The sequence below is a fragment of the Pseudomonas sp. AC355 genome (assembly GCF_979258205.1).
Window position 1 is genome coordinate 5,135,760 of sequence record NZ_OZ409843.1, and the last position, 15,234, is coordinate 5,150,993.

13 protein-coding genes, 1 tRNA gene and 1 riboswitch are annotated in these 15,234 nt (G+C 63.7%); all 14 genes read right to left on the reverse strand.

Translation table 11 applies throughout. The features are described 5' to 3' along the window. Positions 1-4: 4 nt before the first annotated feature. Complete coding sequence (locus ACZ0AI_RS23890; RefSeq protein ID WP_463563982.1) at positions 5-802, reverse strand: ABC transporter ATP-binding protein; 798 nt, start codon at positions 800-802, stop codon at positions 5-7. Beyond that, entirely contained in the window at positions 799-1,851 is a 1,053-nt protein-coding gene (locus tag ACZ0AI_RS23895; RefSeq protein ID WP_463563983.1) for a FecCD family ABC transporter permease, read from the reverse strand. The genes ACZ0AI_RS23890 and ACZ0AI_RS23895 overlap by 4 nt, the downstream gene beginning before the upstream one ends. A 6-nt stretch (positions 1,852-1,857) precedes the next feature. Next, positions 1,858-2,964 carry an ABC transporter substrate-binding protein gene (locus tag ACZ0AI_RS23900; protein ID WP_463563984.1) on the reverse strand — a complete coding sequence of 369 codons (1,107 nt, stop codon included), beginning with the start codon at positions 2,962-2,964 and terminating at the stop codon, positions 1,858-1,860. Positions 2,965-3,152: 188 nt separating this feature from the next. After that, a tRNA-Gly gene (locus ACZ0AI_RS23905) sits at positions 3,153-3,226 on the reverse strand. A 98-nt stretch (positions 3,227-3,324) separates the two neighbouring features. Further along, the gene (locus ACZ0AI_RS23910; protein WP_463563985.1) at positions 3,325-4,209 is read right to left on the reverse strand and encodes an alpha/beta fold hydrolase; all 885 of its coding nucleotides are present in this window, start codon (positions 4,207-4,209) and stop codon (positions 3,325-3,327) included. A gap of 169 nt (positions 4,210-4,378) precedes the next feature. Continuing rightward, positions 4,379-5,071 carry a pseudouridine synthase gene (locus ACZ0AI_RS23915; RefSeq protein ID WP_463563986.1) on the reverse strand — a complete coding sequence of 231 codons (693 nt, stop codon included), beginning with the start codon at positions 5,069-5,071 and terminating at the stop codon, positions 4,379-4,381. 6 nt (positions 5,072-5,077) lie between these two features. Next, positions 5,078-5,275 (reverse strand): cysteine-rich CWC family protein, encoded by a 198-nt coding sequence (locus ACZ0AI_RS23920; RefSeq protein ID WP_463566202.1) that lies wholly within the window; start codon positions 5,273-5,275, stop codon positions 5,078-5,080. Then, a complete protein-coding gene (locus tag ACZ0AI_RS23925) occupies positions 5,272-6,747 on the reverse strand; it encodes a sensor domain-containing diguanylate cyclase (protein ID WP_463563987.1) in 1,476 nt (491 codons plus the stop codon). The genes ACZ0AI_RS23920 and ACZ0AI_RS23925 overlap by 4 nt, the downstream gene beginning before the upstream one ends. Before the next feature lie 108 nt (positions 6,748-6,855). Next, positions 6,856-10,524, reverse strand: a complete 3,669-nt coding sequence (gene uca / locus ACZ0AI_RS23930) for an urea carboxylase (RefSeq protein ID WP_463563988.1) — start codon at positions 10,522-10,524, stop codon at positions 6,856-6,858. A 295-nt stretch (positions 10,525-10,819) separates the two neighbouring features. Further along, on the reverse strand, positions 10,820-11,455 hold the full coding sequence (locus ACZ0AI_RS23935) for an urea amidolyase associated protein UAAP2 (RefSeq protein WP_463563989.1): 636 nt from the start codon (positions 11,453-11,455) through the stop codon (positions 10,820-10,822). A 10-nt stretch (positions 11,456-11,465) separates the two neighbouring features. Further along, entirely contained in the window at positions 11,466-12,194 is a 729-nt protein-coding gene (locus tag ACZ0AI_RS23940; RefSeq protein ID WP_463570110.1) for an urea amidolyase associated protein UAAP1, read from the reverse strand. A 10-nt stretch (positions 12,195-12,204) separates the two neighbouring features. Then, positions 12,205-12,975 (reverse strand): ABC transporter ATP-binding protein, encoded by a 771-nt coding sequence (locus ACZ0AI_RS23945; protein ID WP_463563991.1) that lies wholly within the window; start codon positions 12,973-12,975, stop codon positions 12,205-12,207. Then, positions 12,972-13,787, reverse strand: coding sequence for an ABC transporter permease (locus ACZ0AI_RS23950; RefSeq protein WP_463563992.1), 816 nt, complete (start codon positions 13,785-13,787; stop codon positions 12,972-12,974). The genes ACZ0AI_RS23945 and ACZ0AI_RS23950 overlap by 4 nt, the downstream gene beginning before the upstream one ends. A gap of 72 nt (positions 13,788-13,859) precedes the next feature. Next, a complete protein-coding gene (locus tag ACZ0AI_RS23955) occupies positions 13,860-14,927 on the reverse strand; it encodes a putative urea ABC transporter substrate-binding protein (protein ID WP_463566203.1) in 1,068 nt (355 codons plus the stop codon). Positions 14,928-14,994: 67 nt separating this feature from the next. After that, positions 14,995-15,101: riboswitch (guanidine-I (ykkC/yxkD leader) on the reverse strand. Between the last annotated feature and the right edge of the window lie 133 nt (positions 15,102-15,234).

Consider the following 15,234-nt stretch of genomic DNA (forward strand, 5'->3'; position numbering starts at 1 on the left):
CCGGTCAGGCGTCTACGCACGCCTGGCCGGATAGCGGTTGAACCACGGGGCGGTTCTGTCGATCCCGCAGGATGTCGACGGTGACCCCGTAGGTTGCCTTGATCAGCTCAGCGGTGATGATCTCGCCCGGATGGCCGTTGGCGGCCAGCTTGCCATCGACCAGCACCAGCAGATTGTCGGCGTACTGACACGCCAGATTGAGGTCGTGCAGAACGACCACCGTTACCAGGTTCCTGGCGCGCGTTTCATGCTGCACGCGGTCGAGCAGGGCGACCTGATGGCGCAAATCCAGTGCGCTGACGGGCTCATCGAGCAGCATGACTTTCGGTTCGCGCATCAGCACCTGAGCGAAGAAAACCATTTGCCGCTGGCCGCCGCTGAGTGAGCCGATCCCGCGACCGGCCAGGTGAGCGATACCTACCTGGCCGAGCTTCTCCATGGCGCGCTGCAACAGCGCGTCATCGAGGCGCAGGCCGATCTGGCCCAGGTTGCCCAGCACCACGACCTCGAGCACAGAGAGTGACACCTCGGTGCTGCAGTCCTGGGGCATATAGGCGAAGTCTTCGCGCCAGGCTTGCAGTACTCGGCGCGAATGCCGGCTGCCAGCGAGGCTCTGCTGCCCCTGGGTAATACGTCCGCCTGCCAGCGGCAAGTCGCCCATCAGCGCACGCAACAAGGTGGTCTTGCCGGTGCCGTTGGGGCCCAGCACGACATGAATGGCGCCCGCCTGAAGATTGGTGCTTAGCCCGTTGATGATGGTTCGCCCTGTGCGGGCGATACTGAGTTCGTCGAGCTGGATCATGCTCTGCCTCGCTGTGGTGCGAATATCAACCAGAGCAGAAATGGCACGCCGACGATGGCCGTCACGATACCAATCGGGAACAGTGCGCCGGGCAGGATGGACTTGGACAGCACCGATGCAGCCGACAGCATGAAGGCGCCGCAGAGCGCGGAGAGCGGCAGCAGGAAGCGCTGATCTTCGCCGACCAGCAGCCGCGCGATGTGTGGGGCTACCAGCCCGACGAAACCGATTACGCCAACGAAGCTGGTCGCCGTTGCGGTCATCACGGCGACGAGTATCAGAATCTTCAGGCGCAGCCAGCGGATGTTCACCCCCAGGCTCACCGCGCGCGCCTCACCCAGGCTCAGGGCGGCCAGTTTCCAGGCGTCACCCATAAGGATCAGGCAGCAGGCCAAGGTGACCACCGCGGTGATGGTCAGGGTCGTCCAGGTGGCTTTGCCCAGGTTGCCGAACAGCCAGAAGAGGATCTGCTGGGAGAGCTCCGGCGAGGACAGAAACTGTACGAGCGAGAGCAGCGATTGGAAGAGGAACAGCATGGCGATTCCTCCCAGGATGATCGTATGGCTACCGGCCTGACGCAGCGTTGCCAGCGCGAACAGGAACAGAACCGCCAGCATCGAAAAGGCAAAAGCCCCCAGTGGCACGCCGACCAAGGCGCCCAGCCCGAAGCTGCCGAAGGCCAGGCTGAGGGCTGCACCAAACCCCGCTGCAGCTGCCATGCCCAGTGTGTAGGGGCTGGCCATGGGGTTGTTCAGCAAGGTCTGCATCTGCGCGCCACCGGCGCCCAGAGCAGCGCCAACGGCGAGGGCCATGAGTGCTACCGGCAGGCGCAGATCACGTACGATGGTGTCGGTCATTGGCTGGCGATCGCCAATGTTCAGCAGCGATTGCAGCACTTCCCAGGGCGACAACAGCGAAGGCCCCGTGGCGATATCCAGTACCAGGCAGCCGCCGCACAGAAGGACAAACAACAGGCAGTTGCGCCAGCGTTTGCGCTCACGCAGGCGGTGCTCGGCAATGGCGTCTTTTTCGAGCGTCGATAGGGTCATGGGTAGTTAATCATGGAGGCCGATGGCGTACGTACCTTCGGGGGCCACTGGCAAATACGTACGGTGGTAGTTCAGGTAGTTGGCCACGGGGTCGAGATCGGCGAACAGCTCCGGGTAGAGCTGCTTGGCGATGAATTGCAGCATGGCGAAATCGCCCAGGCTGCGAGACGCACCTTGGTAAACCCCGTACAGCCGTCCATCGCGGATGGCAGGCAATTGCGCCCAGCCTGGGCGAGAAGTAAACGCCTGCAGTTGCTGGCGCGCCGTCTCGGCTTTTACACCGGGGCCCATGGAAAGCGCGGTTGGGTTGCTGTTGTCTTCGCGCCCGGAGATGACAATGACCTCAGGGCGGGCAACCAGCACCTGCTCAGGATTGATCGGCCCCCACCACTCCACGAAGGGAGCAGCAATATTATCGCCACCCGCGGCTGTCGCCAGGGCGCCCCACATGTTCTTGCCGTAGGTGAACGAGTATTCGGCCGGCCCCTTGTTACCGAATTCGAGGTAGATGCGCGGCTTGGGTTTGTGCGCATCGGCAATACGCTTTTCCACGTCCTTGACGGCGGTTGTATAGAGGTCGGCCAATTCCCGTGCCCTGGCTTCTTGCCCGGTCACGGCACCCAGCAGCAGGGTGGAGGCGACGTGCCGCTCCAGGGTCTGCGCGTTGTAGTCGATGACCAGCACCGGTACACCGGCCTTTTCCAGACGGGCCACTTCATCTGGCAAACCCTGGAACTGCCAAGCCGTCAGCACCACCAGATCCGGGTTCAGGCTCAATACTTTCTCGACCGAGAAACTCTGCGTTTCCACCTCGCCTACATCGGCAAGGCGATCAATGGCTGGGCGATGAGCGACGTGCAGTTGCCAGTTCAACGGCACCTTCTTTTCCCAGGCGCCCCGGGAAATACCCACCACCGAGTCAAACGCCGAATCACCGCCTACGGCTATGTAGTCTTCGAAGTTGAAGCCCAGAATTACCCGCTTGGCCGGCAAGGGCGCCGTGACGCTGCGGCCCAGTACATCGACCACCTGTCGAGACTCCGCGTTGGAAAGGCTAGAGAAAAGAAAAGCGAGAAGCATTACTGCTAATGGATAAGCGCGTTGCTTGGTCATCTTTCTCATCCGGTTCATCTCGCTCGGCGGATCTGGCGTTTGGTCTGGGTGTCGCGCCCCATCTGTTCTACCTGACGGGCACTTGGGCGTGGGCAGGGGCAACTCTCTGCCGAAGTTCTGCAAAGCAGAGCGGCTCCCGCCCAGATACAAAAAAGCCCCGCAAGAGCAGGGCTTTGATGTGTGCGATCTGGAGCGGGCTAAGGGAATCGAACCCTCGTCATGAGCTTGGGAAGCTCAGGTAATGCCATTATACGAAGCCCGCTTTTGCGTGCGTCTTTATACCGGAAGTCGCCTGCGAAATGAAGCCCGCGTCGGCCAGAAATCTCCCTGAAGCGGTATGCGGGCTCTGTTTTGTGCTGCTCATACGGCCATGGCGTGCTGCAGATCTGGGTAGCGGGCGTAGCGCCGGCTGCCGGCGGTGCTGCCTTGCAGAAAGCCGAGCAGGGCGTTTTGGGTATGCAGCCAGGCGCCTTTGTGTTCCATGTCGATGAAGTGGCCGGCGTTGTCGACGGTGGCGAACTGGCAGTCGTGGATGTGCCGGGCGAACAGGCGGGCGTCGCTCGCGCTGGTGTATTCGTCGTGTTCGCCGTTGATGAACAGCAGCGGGATATCGATGCTGCCGAGGCGATCCGTGTGGCAGTGAGCCTGCATGTGCAGTACCTGCCTGATGTGTGCGGTCATCTGCCGGTATTCGTGGTGGCTCAGGCTGCTGATGTGTTTGTGGTTGTAGCGCTTGAACAGCGAGGGCAGGTATTTGCCGATGGTGTCGTTGACCAGGTGGCCGACCTTGTCGCTGTCTTGGTGGTTCAGGCACGCCAGGGCACGGCCCAGGTAGCCGAGCATGGGCGCATTGAGCACTGGCGAGAAGGAGGCGAACACCGCTTTTTCCAGACTGGCCGGGCGTTCGCAAAGGGCGAGCATGCTGGCGATGCCGCCCCAGGAGAAGGCCATCAGATGCTGCGCCTGGTAGTAGTCGATGAGGTTCAGCAGGATGGCCGCTTCGTCTTCCTTGCTGATGCAGTGGTCGTTGCGGTTGTGCGGTTTGGAGTGGCCCGCGTAGGGCTGATCGTAGAGCACCACGTTGAACTGGGTGCCGAGGTATTTGACCGTTTGCGCGAAGGAGGCGGTCGTCGACAGCGAGCCGTTGACCAGGATGATGGTCTTGCTGGCTGCGGGGTTGGTGTGGAATTCGGTGTGTACCTTGTACGTCCCGTGGACATTGACGACAGCGGTTGCTGGCTTCATGGGGATTCCTTCCTGGCGCAAGGATGAATGGGGCTGACGGCGATGCCGTTAGCCGTACACGTCGAATGCATAGGAAAGCGCCACGGCATGACAGGCCGATGTCAGCCAGGAGAATCTTGTTGTTTATAAGCCAGACGGTCGGAACCTGGATTAACCGTCCCGTCGTTGATCAGACGCTGTCGATTTCCGCCTGAGTGAGCGGCCGATAGGCGCCCGGCGGCAGGGCAGGGTCGAGTTCGATGGCGCCAAGGCTCTCACGGTGCAGGCCGATGACCTTGTTCTGGAAGTGCCCGAACATGCGCTTGATCTGGTGGTAGCGCCCTTCGTGCAGGGTCAGCCTGGCGTGGTGTGGCGCTTCGATTTCCAGCAAGGCAGGGCGGGTGGTCAGATCCTCAAAGGCGAAGTACAGGCCATTGGCGAACACCTCGATGGCTGTCGGGTCGATGACCTGCTCGGTTTCCACCTTATAGACCTTGGCGTGGCTGCCGTCGGGGGCGGTGGCGCGGCGTGACCAGAGGCCGTCGTTGGTGATCAGCAGCAGGCCGCTGGTGTTGAGGTCGAGGCGCCCGGCGAGGTGCAGCTCGTGTTTGTCGGGCTCGTCCAGCAGGTCGAGCACGGTGCGGTGTTCCGGGTGGCTGGTGGCGCTGACCACGCCGACCGGTTTGTGCAGCATGAAATAGCGCGCTGCTTTGCCGGCCTGGAGAACCTCGTCATCGAGTTCCACGCGGTGGAAGTCACGCACCTCGGCGCGGCTGTCGCGGCAGACTTGGCCGTCGATCCGCACTCGTCCTTCGGCGAGCAGCAGGCGGGCGTGCTGGCGGTTGAAGCGTGGCAGGTTGCTGAGCAGGCGGTCGATGCGCATGGCCGCTCAGCTGTTTTCCGCAGGCAGGGCCTGGGCACAACGCGGACACAGGCAGGCGCGGTCCAGCGCTTCGGGCGGCAGGTCGCGCAGGGCCTTTGGCTCGACCTTCACCTCGAAGCACCAGCAGTGGCTGACTTCAGCGTCGCTGTCGGCCTGGGCGCAGCGGTTGAGCTGGCCACAGGCGGGGCAGAGGCTGGTGTTCACTGGGTTTCTTCGCACATGCGGTTGCGCCCGGCCTGTTTGGCCCGATACAGCGCGCGGTCGGCGCGGGCGATCAGTGCCTGCAAGTCGTCGCCTTCCTGCAGGGTCGCCAGGCCGATGCTGGTGGAGGTGTGCAGGTGCTGGCCGGCGAATTCGAAGGTGCTGCTGGCGGTCTGCTGGCGGATCTTCTCGCCCAGTTGGCGGGCGGAATCCAAGGCGGTGTCCTTGAGCAACAGGATGAATTCCTCGCCGCCCCAGCGGCAGATGATGTCGGACTGGCGCAGGTTCTGCTGCAGGTGGCGAGCAAAGCCGCGCAGCACGGCATCGCCAGCCAGGTGGCCGTGGCTGTCGTTGAGCTGCTTGAAACCGTCGAGATCGAAAAGCAGGGCGCACAGCGTGCTCTGGCTGCGCCGCGCTTCCTGAATGGCCTGGTTGGCCAACAGTTCGAAGCCGCGGCGGTTGGGCAGTTCGGTCAGCGAGTCGGTGGTCGCCAGGGCGGTGATGCGCGCCTGGTAGCGGCGCAGTACCAGCGTCACCAACACCAGCACGATCAGCGTGACTACGCCGCAGATCAGCAGATTGAGGTACAGCGACTGACGAATGCCGGCCACGGCGCCGGTCTCGTGTTTGTCGACGAACAGGTACCAGTCCAGCTCGGGAATGAAGCGCACGTTGAGGAAATGACCGCGGCCATGTTCCTGATAGAAGAAGTCGCCGCTCTGCGGGTGCGGCAGCTTGCCGTGCAGGTCTTCGAGGCCTTCCACCTCGCTCAGCTGGTCACCGATGCGCGCGCCCATCGGGCCGCCGCTGGCGCCGGTAAGCACGATGCGCCCGTTGGTGTCGACGAAGTACACGCTGCGGTCGTAGCGCTGTTGGTACTGGTCGATCAGTTGCACCACGGCGTCCACGGTCAGGCCGACGCCGGTGGCACCGATGAAACGGTGCTGGTAGTCGAAGACCTTGTAGTTGATGAACACCGTCATGCGGTCCCCGTTGGCCATGTCGATATCGACATTGATCTCGTAGGGCTCCTTCATGTCGCGCAGGCGGTAGTACCAAGCATCACGGCTGGCCTGTTCGTCGATCTGTTTCAGCACGCCCTTGGCCTGGTAGTAGGTCTTGCTCTGCTCGGAGACGAAGAAGCTGGTGACGGTGCCGTAATGGCTTTGCACTTCCTGCAGGTAGCGGGTCATGGGCTCGAGGTTCTGCTCGCCGCCGAGCACCCAGTCACGCAGGAACGTATCGCGGGACATCATCGAGGAGATGAGGATGGGGCGTACCAGATCCTTCTGGATTTCCGAGTAGACGTTGTCCGAGGTCAGCGGCAACTCGGTGTTGACGATGTTGTCGCGTATCGAGTCGAGGGCCGCGTAATAGCTGGCCAGCGAGGTGGCGATGAAACCGCAGCCGAGCAGAACGAGGAGCAGAAACACCAGCGAGCGTGGGCTGGCAGTTTTGGGTGACGGTGATGGCATCGTGCTGGCTTCTTGGTGAGTGCCGCAATGCTAGGCGTGGTGCCGCTCAGGCGCAAGCCGAGCAGAGCGAAGACAGCGGGTTCGCTCTGCTGTGCTCACGGTTTTTACTCAGACTGTATGGGCCTCCTCGATGACGGCCACGCGCTGGCCGGCCCGCACCGGCGAGCCGGGTTGCACGTGGATTTCTCTGACCACGCCGGCGAAGGGCGCGAGCAGGGGGATTTCCATTTTCATGGATTCGAGGATGACCAGTACGTCGCCCGCCTGGACGTGGGCATCTTTCTCGACCTGAACCTGCCAGAGGTTGCCGGCGATATGGCTGTCGACGCTGTGCTGGCCGGCGCCCAATGGCGCGTTTTCGCTGGGCTCGGCCACGCCTTCGTCACTTTCGAAGTGCGCCTGGCCGGAGTCGATCCAGCGCTGGCGCTCGGCGGCAAAGGCGCTGCGTTGCTGGTCGCGGAAGGCGGCGATGCCGTCTGCTTCGTCCGTGAGGAAGCGTTGATAGTCTGCCAGGGCCAGTTCGCTGTGTTCGATGCGCAGGTCGAAGCGGCCCAGGGGGAAGTCGCGGCGAATGCGCAGCAGCTCGTCCGGGCTGACCGGGTAGAAGCGAATCTGGTCGAAGAAGCGCAGCAGCCAGGGCTTGCCGTCGAAGGCGGCAACCTCACGGTAGCGGTTCCACATCTGCAGAGTGCGGCCGACGAACTGGTAGCCGCCTGGGCCCTCCATGCCATAAACGCACATGTAGGCGCCGCCGATACCTACCGAGTTTTCGGCCGTCCAGGTGCGCGCGGGGTTGTACTTGGTGGTGACCAGGCGATGGCGCGGGTCGAGCGGCGTGGCCACCGGTGCACCGAGGTAGACGTCGCCCAGGCCCATCACCAGGTAGCTGGCATCGAACACCGTGCGGTGCACTTCGTCGAGGTTGGGCAGGTCGTTGATGCGGCGGATGAATTCCAGGTTACTCGGGCACCAGGGCGCGTCCTTGCGCACGGTGGTCATGTACTTGTCGATGGCCAATTGGCAGGCCGGGTCATCCCAGGACAGTGGCAGATGGACGATGCGCGACGGCACCTTGAGGTCGCCAGTGGCGCACACGGCGTCCCACTCGCCAGCGACGATATCGAGCAACTGCTGCAACGGCAGGGTTTCCGGCTGGTAGTGCACCTGCAGGGAACGGATGCCGGGCGTCAGGTCGATCACCCCGGCGATGTCCTTGGCCTGCAGCGCCTGCATCAGCGCATGACCACGGAAACGCAGCACCAGATCCAGCTCCGGTTGGCCGATTTCCAGCAGCAGGTGCGTGTCGCCTGAGAGGCGTGCGACCAGCCGCGTGTCGTCCTGGCCGATATCCAGCACGATGGGACTTTGTAGCCCGGATGCAATCGGGGTCATGGTCGCGTCTGTGGGAGCGGCTTCAGCCGCGATGCAGGCAACACCGGTATCGCGGATAAATCCGCTCCCACGGAGGGTGGTGCATTCGATGGCACTGGTTTTGGCCAGCTCCCGCGCCGTGGCGATATCCACCGGCACGAAGCGCACCTTGTCGCCGGCCTTGAGTTGGCCGAGCTGCCAGAGGTCGGCTTCGATGATGGTCACCGGGCAGACGAAACCGCCGAGGCTGGGGCCGTCGGGGCCGAGGATCACGGGCATGTCGCCGGTGAAATCCACCGCGCCGATAGCGTAGGGATTGTCGTGGATGTTGGACGGATGCAGGCCCGCTTCGCCGCCACTCTCGCGTACCCATTCCGGCTTGGGGCCGATCAGCCGCACGCCTGTGCGGCTGGAGTTGAAATGCACTTCCCAGTCGGTGCCGAGAAAGGTGTCGATGTAGGCCGGGGTGAAGTATTCCGGTGCGCCGTGAGGGCCGTAGATCACGCGCATTTCGCGCACGGCGGGCAGGGCAGTACAGAGTTCGTCTGGTAGTTGCGCGCCGGCTTGCGTGGTGTCGAGCGGCGGCAGGTGCAGCACGTCTCCGGCACGTAGGGCCCGGCCAGCGTGGCCGCCGAACTGGCCGAGGGTGAAGGTGCTCTTGCTGCCCAGGTAGTCAGGCACCTGAACGCCGCCACGTACGCTCAGGTAGCTGCGCGCACCAGCACCGGCGATGGTGCCGAGCGCGAGGGCGCTGCCGGCGCGGATCAGCAGGGTAGTGTTCAAGGGCTGGGCCACGCCGTCGACGCTGAGCGGAATCTGCGCGCCGGTAACCGCCACCAGCGCGTCGGTGTTGAAGCGTAGGGTCGGGCCGCTCATGGTGATTTCCAGGCCGGCGGCGCCTTCCGGGTTGCCGAGCAGGCGATTGCCCAGGCGCAGAGCGCGACTGTCCATCGGCCCGGACGGCGGCACGCCGACTGCCCAGTAGCCGAGGCGACCGGGGAAGTCTTGCACGGTGGTCTGGGTACCGGCAGCCAATACCTCGAAGGTGCTGGCCTGATAGACCAGATTCTCCAGGCAGCGTGTCCAGGGTGAGCCGCTGGCGAAGGGCGTGTCTGCAAGGATCTGGCGCAGGTAGTCGCGGTTCGACTCCACGCCGTACAGCAGCGATTCGCCCAGGGCGGCGTCAAGTGCACTGCTGGCTTGGTCTCGGGTTGGCGCCCAGGCGATCAGCTTGGCGATCATCGGGTCGAAGTAGGGTGGAATCTCGCAGCCCGCTTCGACCCAAGTGTCGATGCGCAGTGACTGGCCGTCGGCAGACGGAAATTGCACGGCGGTGAGCAGGCCAGGGCTGGGCTGGAAGTCGCGACCGGGATCTTCGGCATACAGCCGCGCCTGGATGGCATGGCCGCTGGGTTTCAGGCCCTCTGCCAGCTCATGCAGAGGCGCCAGATCGCCGGCTGCCAGTTCGATCATCCAGCGCACCAGATCAACGCCCCATACCTGCTCGGTGACGCCGTGCTCGACCTGCAGGCGGGTATTCACTTCGAGGAAGTAGAAGCGCTCTGCCTCGCTGTCGTAGACGAACTCGACGGTGCCGGCGCTACGGTAGCTGACCGCCTTGGCCAGTTTGATCGCCGCCGCGCAGAGCTCATCGGCCATGCCGGCAGGCAGGTTGGGTGCCGGGGTTTCTTCCAGCACTTTCTGGTTGCGCCGCTGCACCGAGCAGTCGCGCACGCCGAGGGCGAGCACGTTGCCCTGGCCATCGCCGAATACCTGCACTTCCAGGTGGCGGGCACGCTGGATGTACTTCTCGATGAACACGCCACTGTCGCTGAAGTTGTTCTGCCCAAGGCGCTTGACCGCGTCGAAGGCCTCGCTCAGTTCCTCGGCTGAACGGCACACACGCATGCCGATACCGCCGCCGCCAGCGGTGCTCTTGAGCATCACCGGGTAGCCGACCTGTTCGCCGGCGACCAGCGCGGCGGCGAGGTTTTCCAGCAGCTCGGTACCTTCGAGCATGGGTACGCCGTGCTGTTTGGCCAGTGCGCGGGCGGTGTGCTTGAGGCCGAAAACGCGCAGTTGCTCGGGCGTGGGGCCGACGAAGGCGATACCGGCCGCTTCGCAGGCCTCGGCGAAGGCGGCGTTTTCGGAGAGGAAGCCGTAGCCGGGGTGGATCGCCCTGGCGCCACTGGCCTTGGCGGCCGCGAGGATCTTGTCGACCACCAGGTAAGTGTGTGCGGCAGGGCCGTCGCCGAGGGAGAAGGCTTCGTCGGCCTGCTGGATGTGCAGGCTGGCCACGTCCGCTTCGGAATAGACGGCGACGCCTTTGACGTCGAGCGCGCGCAGGGTACGCAGGATGCGGCAGGCAATGGCACCGCGGTTGGCGATCAAAAGTTTTTCGAACATATCGGCTCCCGAGGCCGTTCGAAGCTGCTGCGCTCCGGCCTCGTTGAACGTGGCGGGCCGTCCCGCCGGTAATGGGGCTGCACCACGGTCGTCCGGGGTGGGGAATTCTTTTTGGCCTCACTCGGTTCCCGTGGGAGGGGCTTTAGCCGCGATGTTTTCAAGGTCAAGAGCGTCGCGGCTAAAGCCCCTCCCACAAAGGATTTCGTTTGTTAGGAGGCCGGTGTTTTGTCTCGGGGCGTAGGTTGCAGCACCTGCCCACTCCTGCTCTGGCACAGGGCGAACAACCAGCGTCTGATCATTCCCATACCAGCACCTCCGCAGGCGTCGGGTTCCAGCCGTTGCAGGGGTTGTTGAGCTGCGGGCAGTTGGAGATCAGCACGATCACGTCGGTCTCGGCGCGCAGTTCGACGTACTTGCCGGGCGCTGAGATGCCGTCTTCGAAGGTCAGCCCGCCGTCGGGGGTGACCGGCACGTTCATGAAGAAGTTGATGTTGGCGCCGATGTCGCGCTTCTCCAGGCGACCGTCGTGCAGGCTGGCGCGCAGAAAGTTGTCGCGGCAGCTGTGCATGAAGCGCTTGTCGAGCGCGTAGCGCACCGTGTTGCTCTCTTGGGCGCAGGCGCCGCCGAGGGTGTCGTGGCGGCCGCAGGTGTCGGCAACGATGGTCAGCAACGGCTTGCCGAGGTTGGAATAGAGCACCGTGCCAGCAGTCAGGTAGACGTTGTTCTGCTTGCGCAGGGTGCGCTGCGGGTCGAAGCGTTCGCGCGGGTTGTTGGCGGCGAAGAACAGCGTGTCGATCGCCTGGTTGCCCTCCAGGTCGTGCAGGCGCAGGGTTTGCCCGGCATTGACCTCGAACAGGTAGGGCTCACCCGCCGCGATGGTGTGGCGGAACGCGGCGGTCTCGGGCTGCAGGTTGCTTTCGATCAGGCTCATGTCGGCACCCTCAGAGGTAGTTGCGTTCGGTGTTGTGAAATGCGCGGCCGTTTTCCGGGCGCGAGGTACGACAGAGCACGCTGATGCCGTCACTCTTGACCTTGCTCCAGGCAAGCTGCACCGGCTTGGGCGCGTACTGTGGGTTGGGGTCCATCGGGTGTTGCAGGGCGGTGAGCACCACCAGGGTGTCCATCGGTGCATACAGCTCGATGTAATCGCCGGCCTGGCTGTTGTCGCCGTGAAAGCGGAAGGCGCCATCGGCATCGACGTCCACGCGGCTGAACAGGTTGAGGTTCATCAGCAGGTCCTGCAGGTTCAGGTTCCACTTGCCCATTTCCACCAGCAGATTGTCCACGCCGTTGCGGAAGAAGCCGTTGCGCAGTTCCTGGTAGCGACCCTGGCCGTATTTCTCGGTAACTTCATCGGCCGAGAGCACGCCGCCGAAGCTGTCGTGCCAGCCGCAGGTGTCGGCGGTAATCGCTGCCAGCACGCGACCCATGTCCGAGTACAGACAGTGGCCCGCGGTGAGCTTGGCGGTGTGCTGGCCCTTGAGAGTGTCCGGCAAGTTGAGGCGCTCGCTTTTCTCCGCTGCGTTGAACAGCAGCAGGCTGACGTTGGCGCCGCCTTCGAGGTCGGTGATGCGCAGCAACTGGCCGCGCTTGAGCACGAACGAGGTGTGCCCGCCGCCAGGGACGGTTTCCTCGTAGAGGGTAGGGCGAAGGGTGAGGGCAGCAGTCATGGCAGTCTCCTTACAGGGCCGGCGCAAGATGCGCCGGCAGTGACGCGATGGCGCTTTTGCGATCGCTATTCAGGGGGATGTCGTAGGTGATGCGCGCGCCGAAGGCATTCGGTGCGTGCGGGTCGATACGGGTCTTGTCGAACACCATCAGGCGGGTGCCGAGGCTGAAGCCTTCGGCGAGATCGTGGGTGACCATGAACACCGTCAGCCCGGTTTCGCGCCACAGCTCCAGCAATAGGGCGTGCATGTCCTTGCGGATGCCGGGGTCGAGGGCGCCGAAGGGTTCGTCGAGCAGCAGTACGCGCGGCTTCATGATCAGCGCCTGGGCGATGGCCAGACGCTGCTGCATGCCGCCGGAGAGCTGGCTGGGGTACTTGTCCAGGGCATGGCTGAGGCCGACTTTGCCGAGGATCGCCGCCGCCTGCTCGCGAGCGTCACGCTTGGCCGCGCCGAACAGGCGACCGAGCAATGGCGCGCGCGGCAGTTCCAGGCCGATGGCGACGTTGTCCAGCACGCTCAGGTGCGGGAACACCGAATAGCGCTGGAACACCACGCCACGGCTGGCATCCGGCTCGCCCACGAGTGGCTCGCCACCCAGCAGGATCTCGCCCTTGCTCGGCCGCTCCTGGCCCAGCAGCAGACGCAGGAAGGTCGACTTGCCGCAGCCGGACGCGCCGACCAGGGTGCAGAATTCGCCCTCGGCGATGGACAGGTTCAAGCGCTCCAGAACGATCTGGTCGCCATAGGTCTGCCAGACATTTTTCACTTCAATGAAGCTCATGCTTTGGCCCCCTCGTACCAGGGGAAGCACAGCCGCGTCAGCTGACGCAGGCCGAGATCCATTAGCCAGGCGAGCAGGGTGATCCACACCACGTAGGGCAGGATCACGTCCATCGCCATGTAGCGGCGCACGAGGAAGATGCGGTAACCCAGGCCATCGGTACTGGCGATGGCTTCGGCAGCGATCAGGAACAGCCAGGCGGAGCCCAGCACCAGGCGCAGGGCGATCAGCAGGCGCGGTAGCAGCTGTGGCAGCACCATACGCAGGATCAGCGTCCAGGTGCTGGCGCCGAGGGTCTGGGCCTTGATCAGCAGTTCCTGAGGAATTTCCCGAGCGCGCTGTTCCAGGTCGCGGGCCAGGATCGGGGTGATGCCGATGACGATCAGCATCACCTTGGACAGTTCGCCCAGGCCGAAGACGATGAACAGGATCGGCAATATCGCCAGCGGCGGCACCATCGACAGCACGGTGAGCAGCGGTGACAGCGGCGCCCGCAGCAGCGGCAGGATGCCGGCAGCGATGCCCAGGCAAAGCCCCACCAGCGCAGCGATGCCGATGCCCATGCCGAGGCGCGTCAGGCTCGACGCGGTGTCTTGCCAGAAGGCGTAGCCACCGGTGCGCTTGTCTTCGGTGAAGGCCAGGCGGTCGACGGCGGCGATCATCTGGCTGGCGCTGGGTAGCAGCTTGTCGTTGGGGTTCTCCGCCAGGCGCTGCGCCGAGCCCATGAAATAGGCGAACAGCAGCAGTGCGAAGGGCAGCAACACCAGCAGCAATCGGCCGGCCCTGTCGGGATGTCGGTTGATCAGGCGCATAGAAGTCTCGGGGTCTGCGGTCGCGTCTCGAGGTTCGTGCCCACGCCTAGCGAGGGCACGCTCAGTCCTGCTTCAGAGCTGGCCGTCGGCGGCCATCTGCATGTAGGTCGTATCGAAGCGCAGCTTGAGGTTGCCCTGGTCGCCGGTGCTCACATCGTTGGCGAAGGCCATGCCGACCGCATCAGCGCTCTGCGCGCCCTCGCCGAGCAAGCCGTGGTCGAAGGAGAACGCGGCGACCTTGCTCATGGTTTCTGGCAGGCGTGGGCTCTTGGCGAAAGCCACGGCATCCTTGGCGCTGTAGAACATCTTGGTGGCGGCGAGCTGTGTTTCGTACCCTTTGACATCGGTGCCGGACGCCTTGGCCATATGCTCACGGGCAGCCTGGCCAGCCGCGTTGCTATCACTCATGGTCGCCATGATTTCGTACCAGGCGCCGGTCAGTGCTTTGCCGAGGGCAGGGTTGTCCTTGAGGGTGTCGCTGTTGACCACCATCAGGTCGATGATTTCGCCGGGGATCTGGCTGGAGTCGAACACCTTGGTCACGCCGGGCGTGGCTTCGATCTCGGCGAGCAGCGGGTTCCAGGTGGTGACGGCAGTGACGTCCGGCGTGGTGAAGGCGGCGACGATGTCGGCGTCCGAGGTGTTCACCACTTTTAGATCGCGCTCGCTGAGGCCAGCCTTTTCCAGGCCACGGGCGAGCAGGTAGTGCGATACCGAAAGCTCGACCAGATTGACGTTCTGGCCCTTGAGGTCGCCCAGGGTTTTCTTCTCACCCTTGAGCACGACGCCGTCGTTGCCGTTGGAGAAGTCGCCGACGATCAACGCCGTGCTGTCCACGCCACCTGCGGCGGGGATGGTCAGAGCGTCCATGTTGGTCATGGTGCAGCCGTCGAATTGGCCGGCGCTGTATTGGTTGATCGATTCGACGTAGTCGTTGATCTGCACGACATCGATATTGATACCGTACTTCTTCGCCCACTTGTCGACGATGCCTTGGCTGGCACCATATTCCCACGGCATCCAGCCGGCATAGATGGTCCAGCAGACACTGAAGCTGTCCTTCTGAGCGGCCTGACTATTGAAGCTGATGGCGGCAACGAGGCCGGCGGCGAGAACGGAGAACAGACGGGGCTTGTGCATAGGGAACCTCCAGTTCGAGAAAGGGCGGGCAGGAGTGCGCGGCGGTTTCCCCATTACTGGGGGCGCGTTCTCCCGGGCTTTTGTCCCGCCGTGTAACCCCTCGAGGAGGTCGCCAACTCTCGGACCAGTCATTCGCCTGATTGTTGACGAACCGGAACCCTAGTCAGCTATTGCAAATTGTGATGCCGCTGTCCCCGGCTACTGCCGGGGACTTTCCTGCACATAAGGGAGTAAGCGAGGATCGTGCCAGGCACCGAAGAGCCGTCTAGCCTGGTGCTGCGCGCATTTTTCGGAAAATTCGGTGCGC

Coding starts and splice junctions, on each gene's coding strand:
- ACZ0AI_RS23890 (WP_463563982.1), bottom strand. CDS start 802: ATGATCCAGCTCGACGAACTCAGTATCGCCCGCACAGGGCGAACCATC.
- ACZ0AI_RS23895 (WP_463563983.1), bottom strand. CDS start 1,851: ATGACCCTATCGACGCTCGAAAAAGACGCCATTGCCGAGCACCGCCTG.
- ACZ0AI_RS23900 (WP_463563984.1), bottom strand. CDS start 2,964: ATGACCAAGCAACGCGCTTATCCATTAGCAGTAATGCTTCTCGCTTTT.
- ACZ0AI_RS23910 (WP_463563985.1), bottom strand. CDS start 4,209: ATGAAGCCAGCAACCGCTGTCGTCAATGTCCACGGGACGTACAAGGTA.
- ACZ0AI_RS23915 (WP_463563986.1), bottom strand. CDS start 5,071: ATGCGCATCGACCGCCTGCTCAGCAACCTGCCACGCTTCAACCGCCAG.
- ACZ0AI_RS23925 (WP_463563987.1), bottom strand. CDS start 6,747: ATGCCATCACCGTCACCCAAAACTGCCAGCCCACGCTCGCTGGTGTTT.
- uca (WP_463563988.1), bottom strand. CDS start 10,524: ATGTTCGAAAAACTTTTGATCGCCAACCGCGGTGCCATTGCCTGCCGC.
- ACZ0AI_RS23935 (WP_463563989.1), bottom strand. CDS start 11,455: ATGAGCCTGATCGAAAGCAACCTGCAGCCCGAGACCGCCGCGTTCCGC.
- ACZ0AI_RS23940 (WP_463570110.1), bottom strand. CDS start 12,194: ATGACTGCTGCCCTCACCCTTCGCCCTACCCTCTACGAGGAAACCGTC.
- ACZ0AI_RS23945 (WP_463563991.1), bottom strand. CDS start 12,975: ATGAGCTTCATTGAAGTGAAAAATGTCTGGCAGACCTATGGCGACCAG.
- ACZ0AI_RS23950 (WP_463563992.1), bottom strand. CDS start 13,787: ATGCGCCTGATCAACCGACATCCCGACAGGGCCGGCCGATTGCTGCTG.
- ACZ0AI_RS23955 (WP_463566203.1), bottom strand. CDS start 14,927: ATGCACAAGCCCCGTCTGTTCTCCGTTCTCGCCGCCGGCCTCGTTGCC.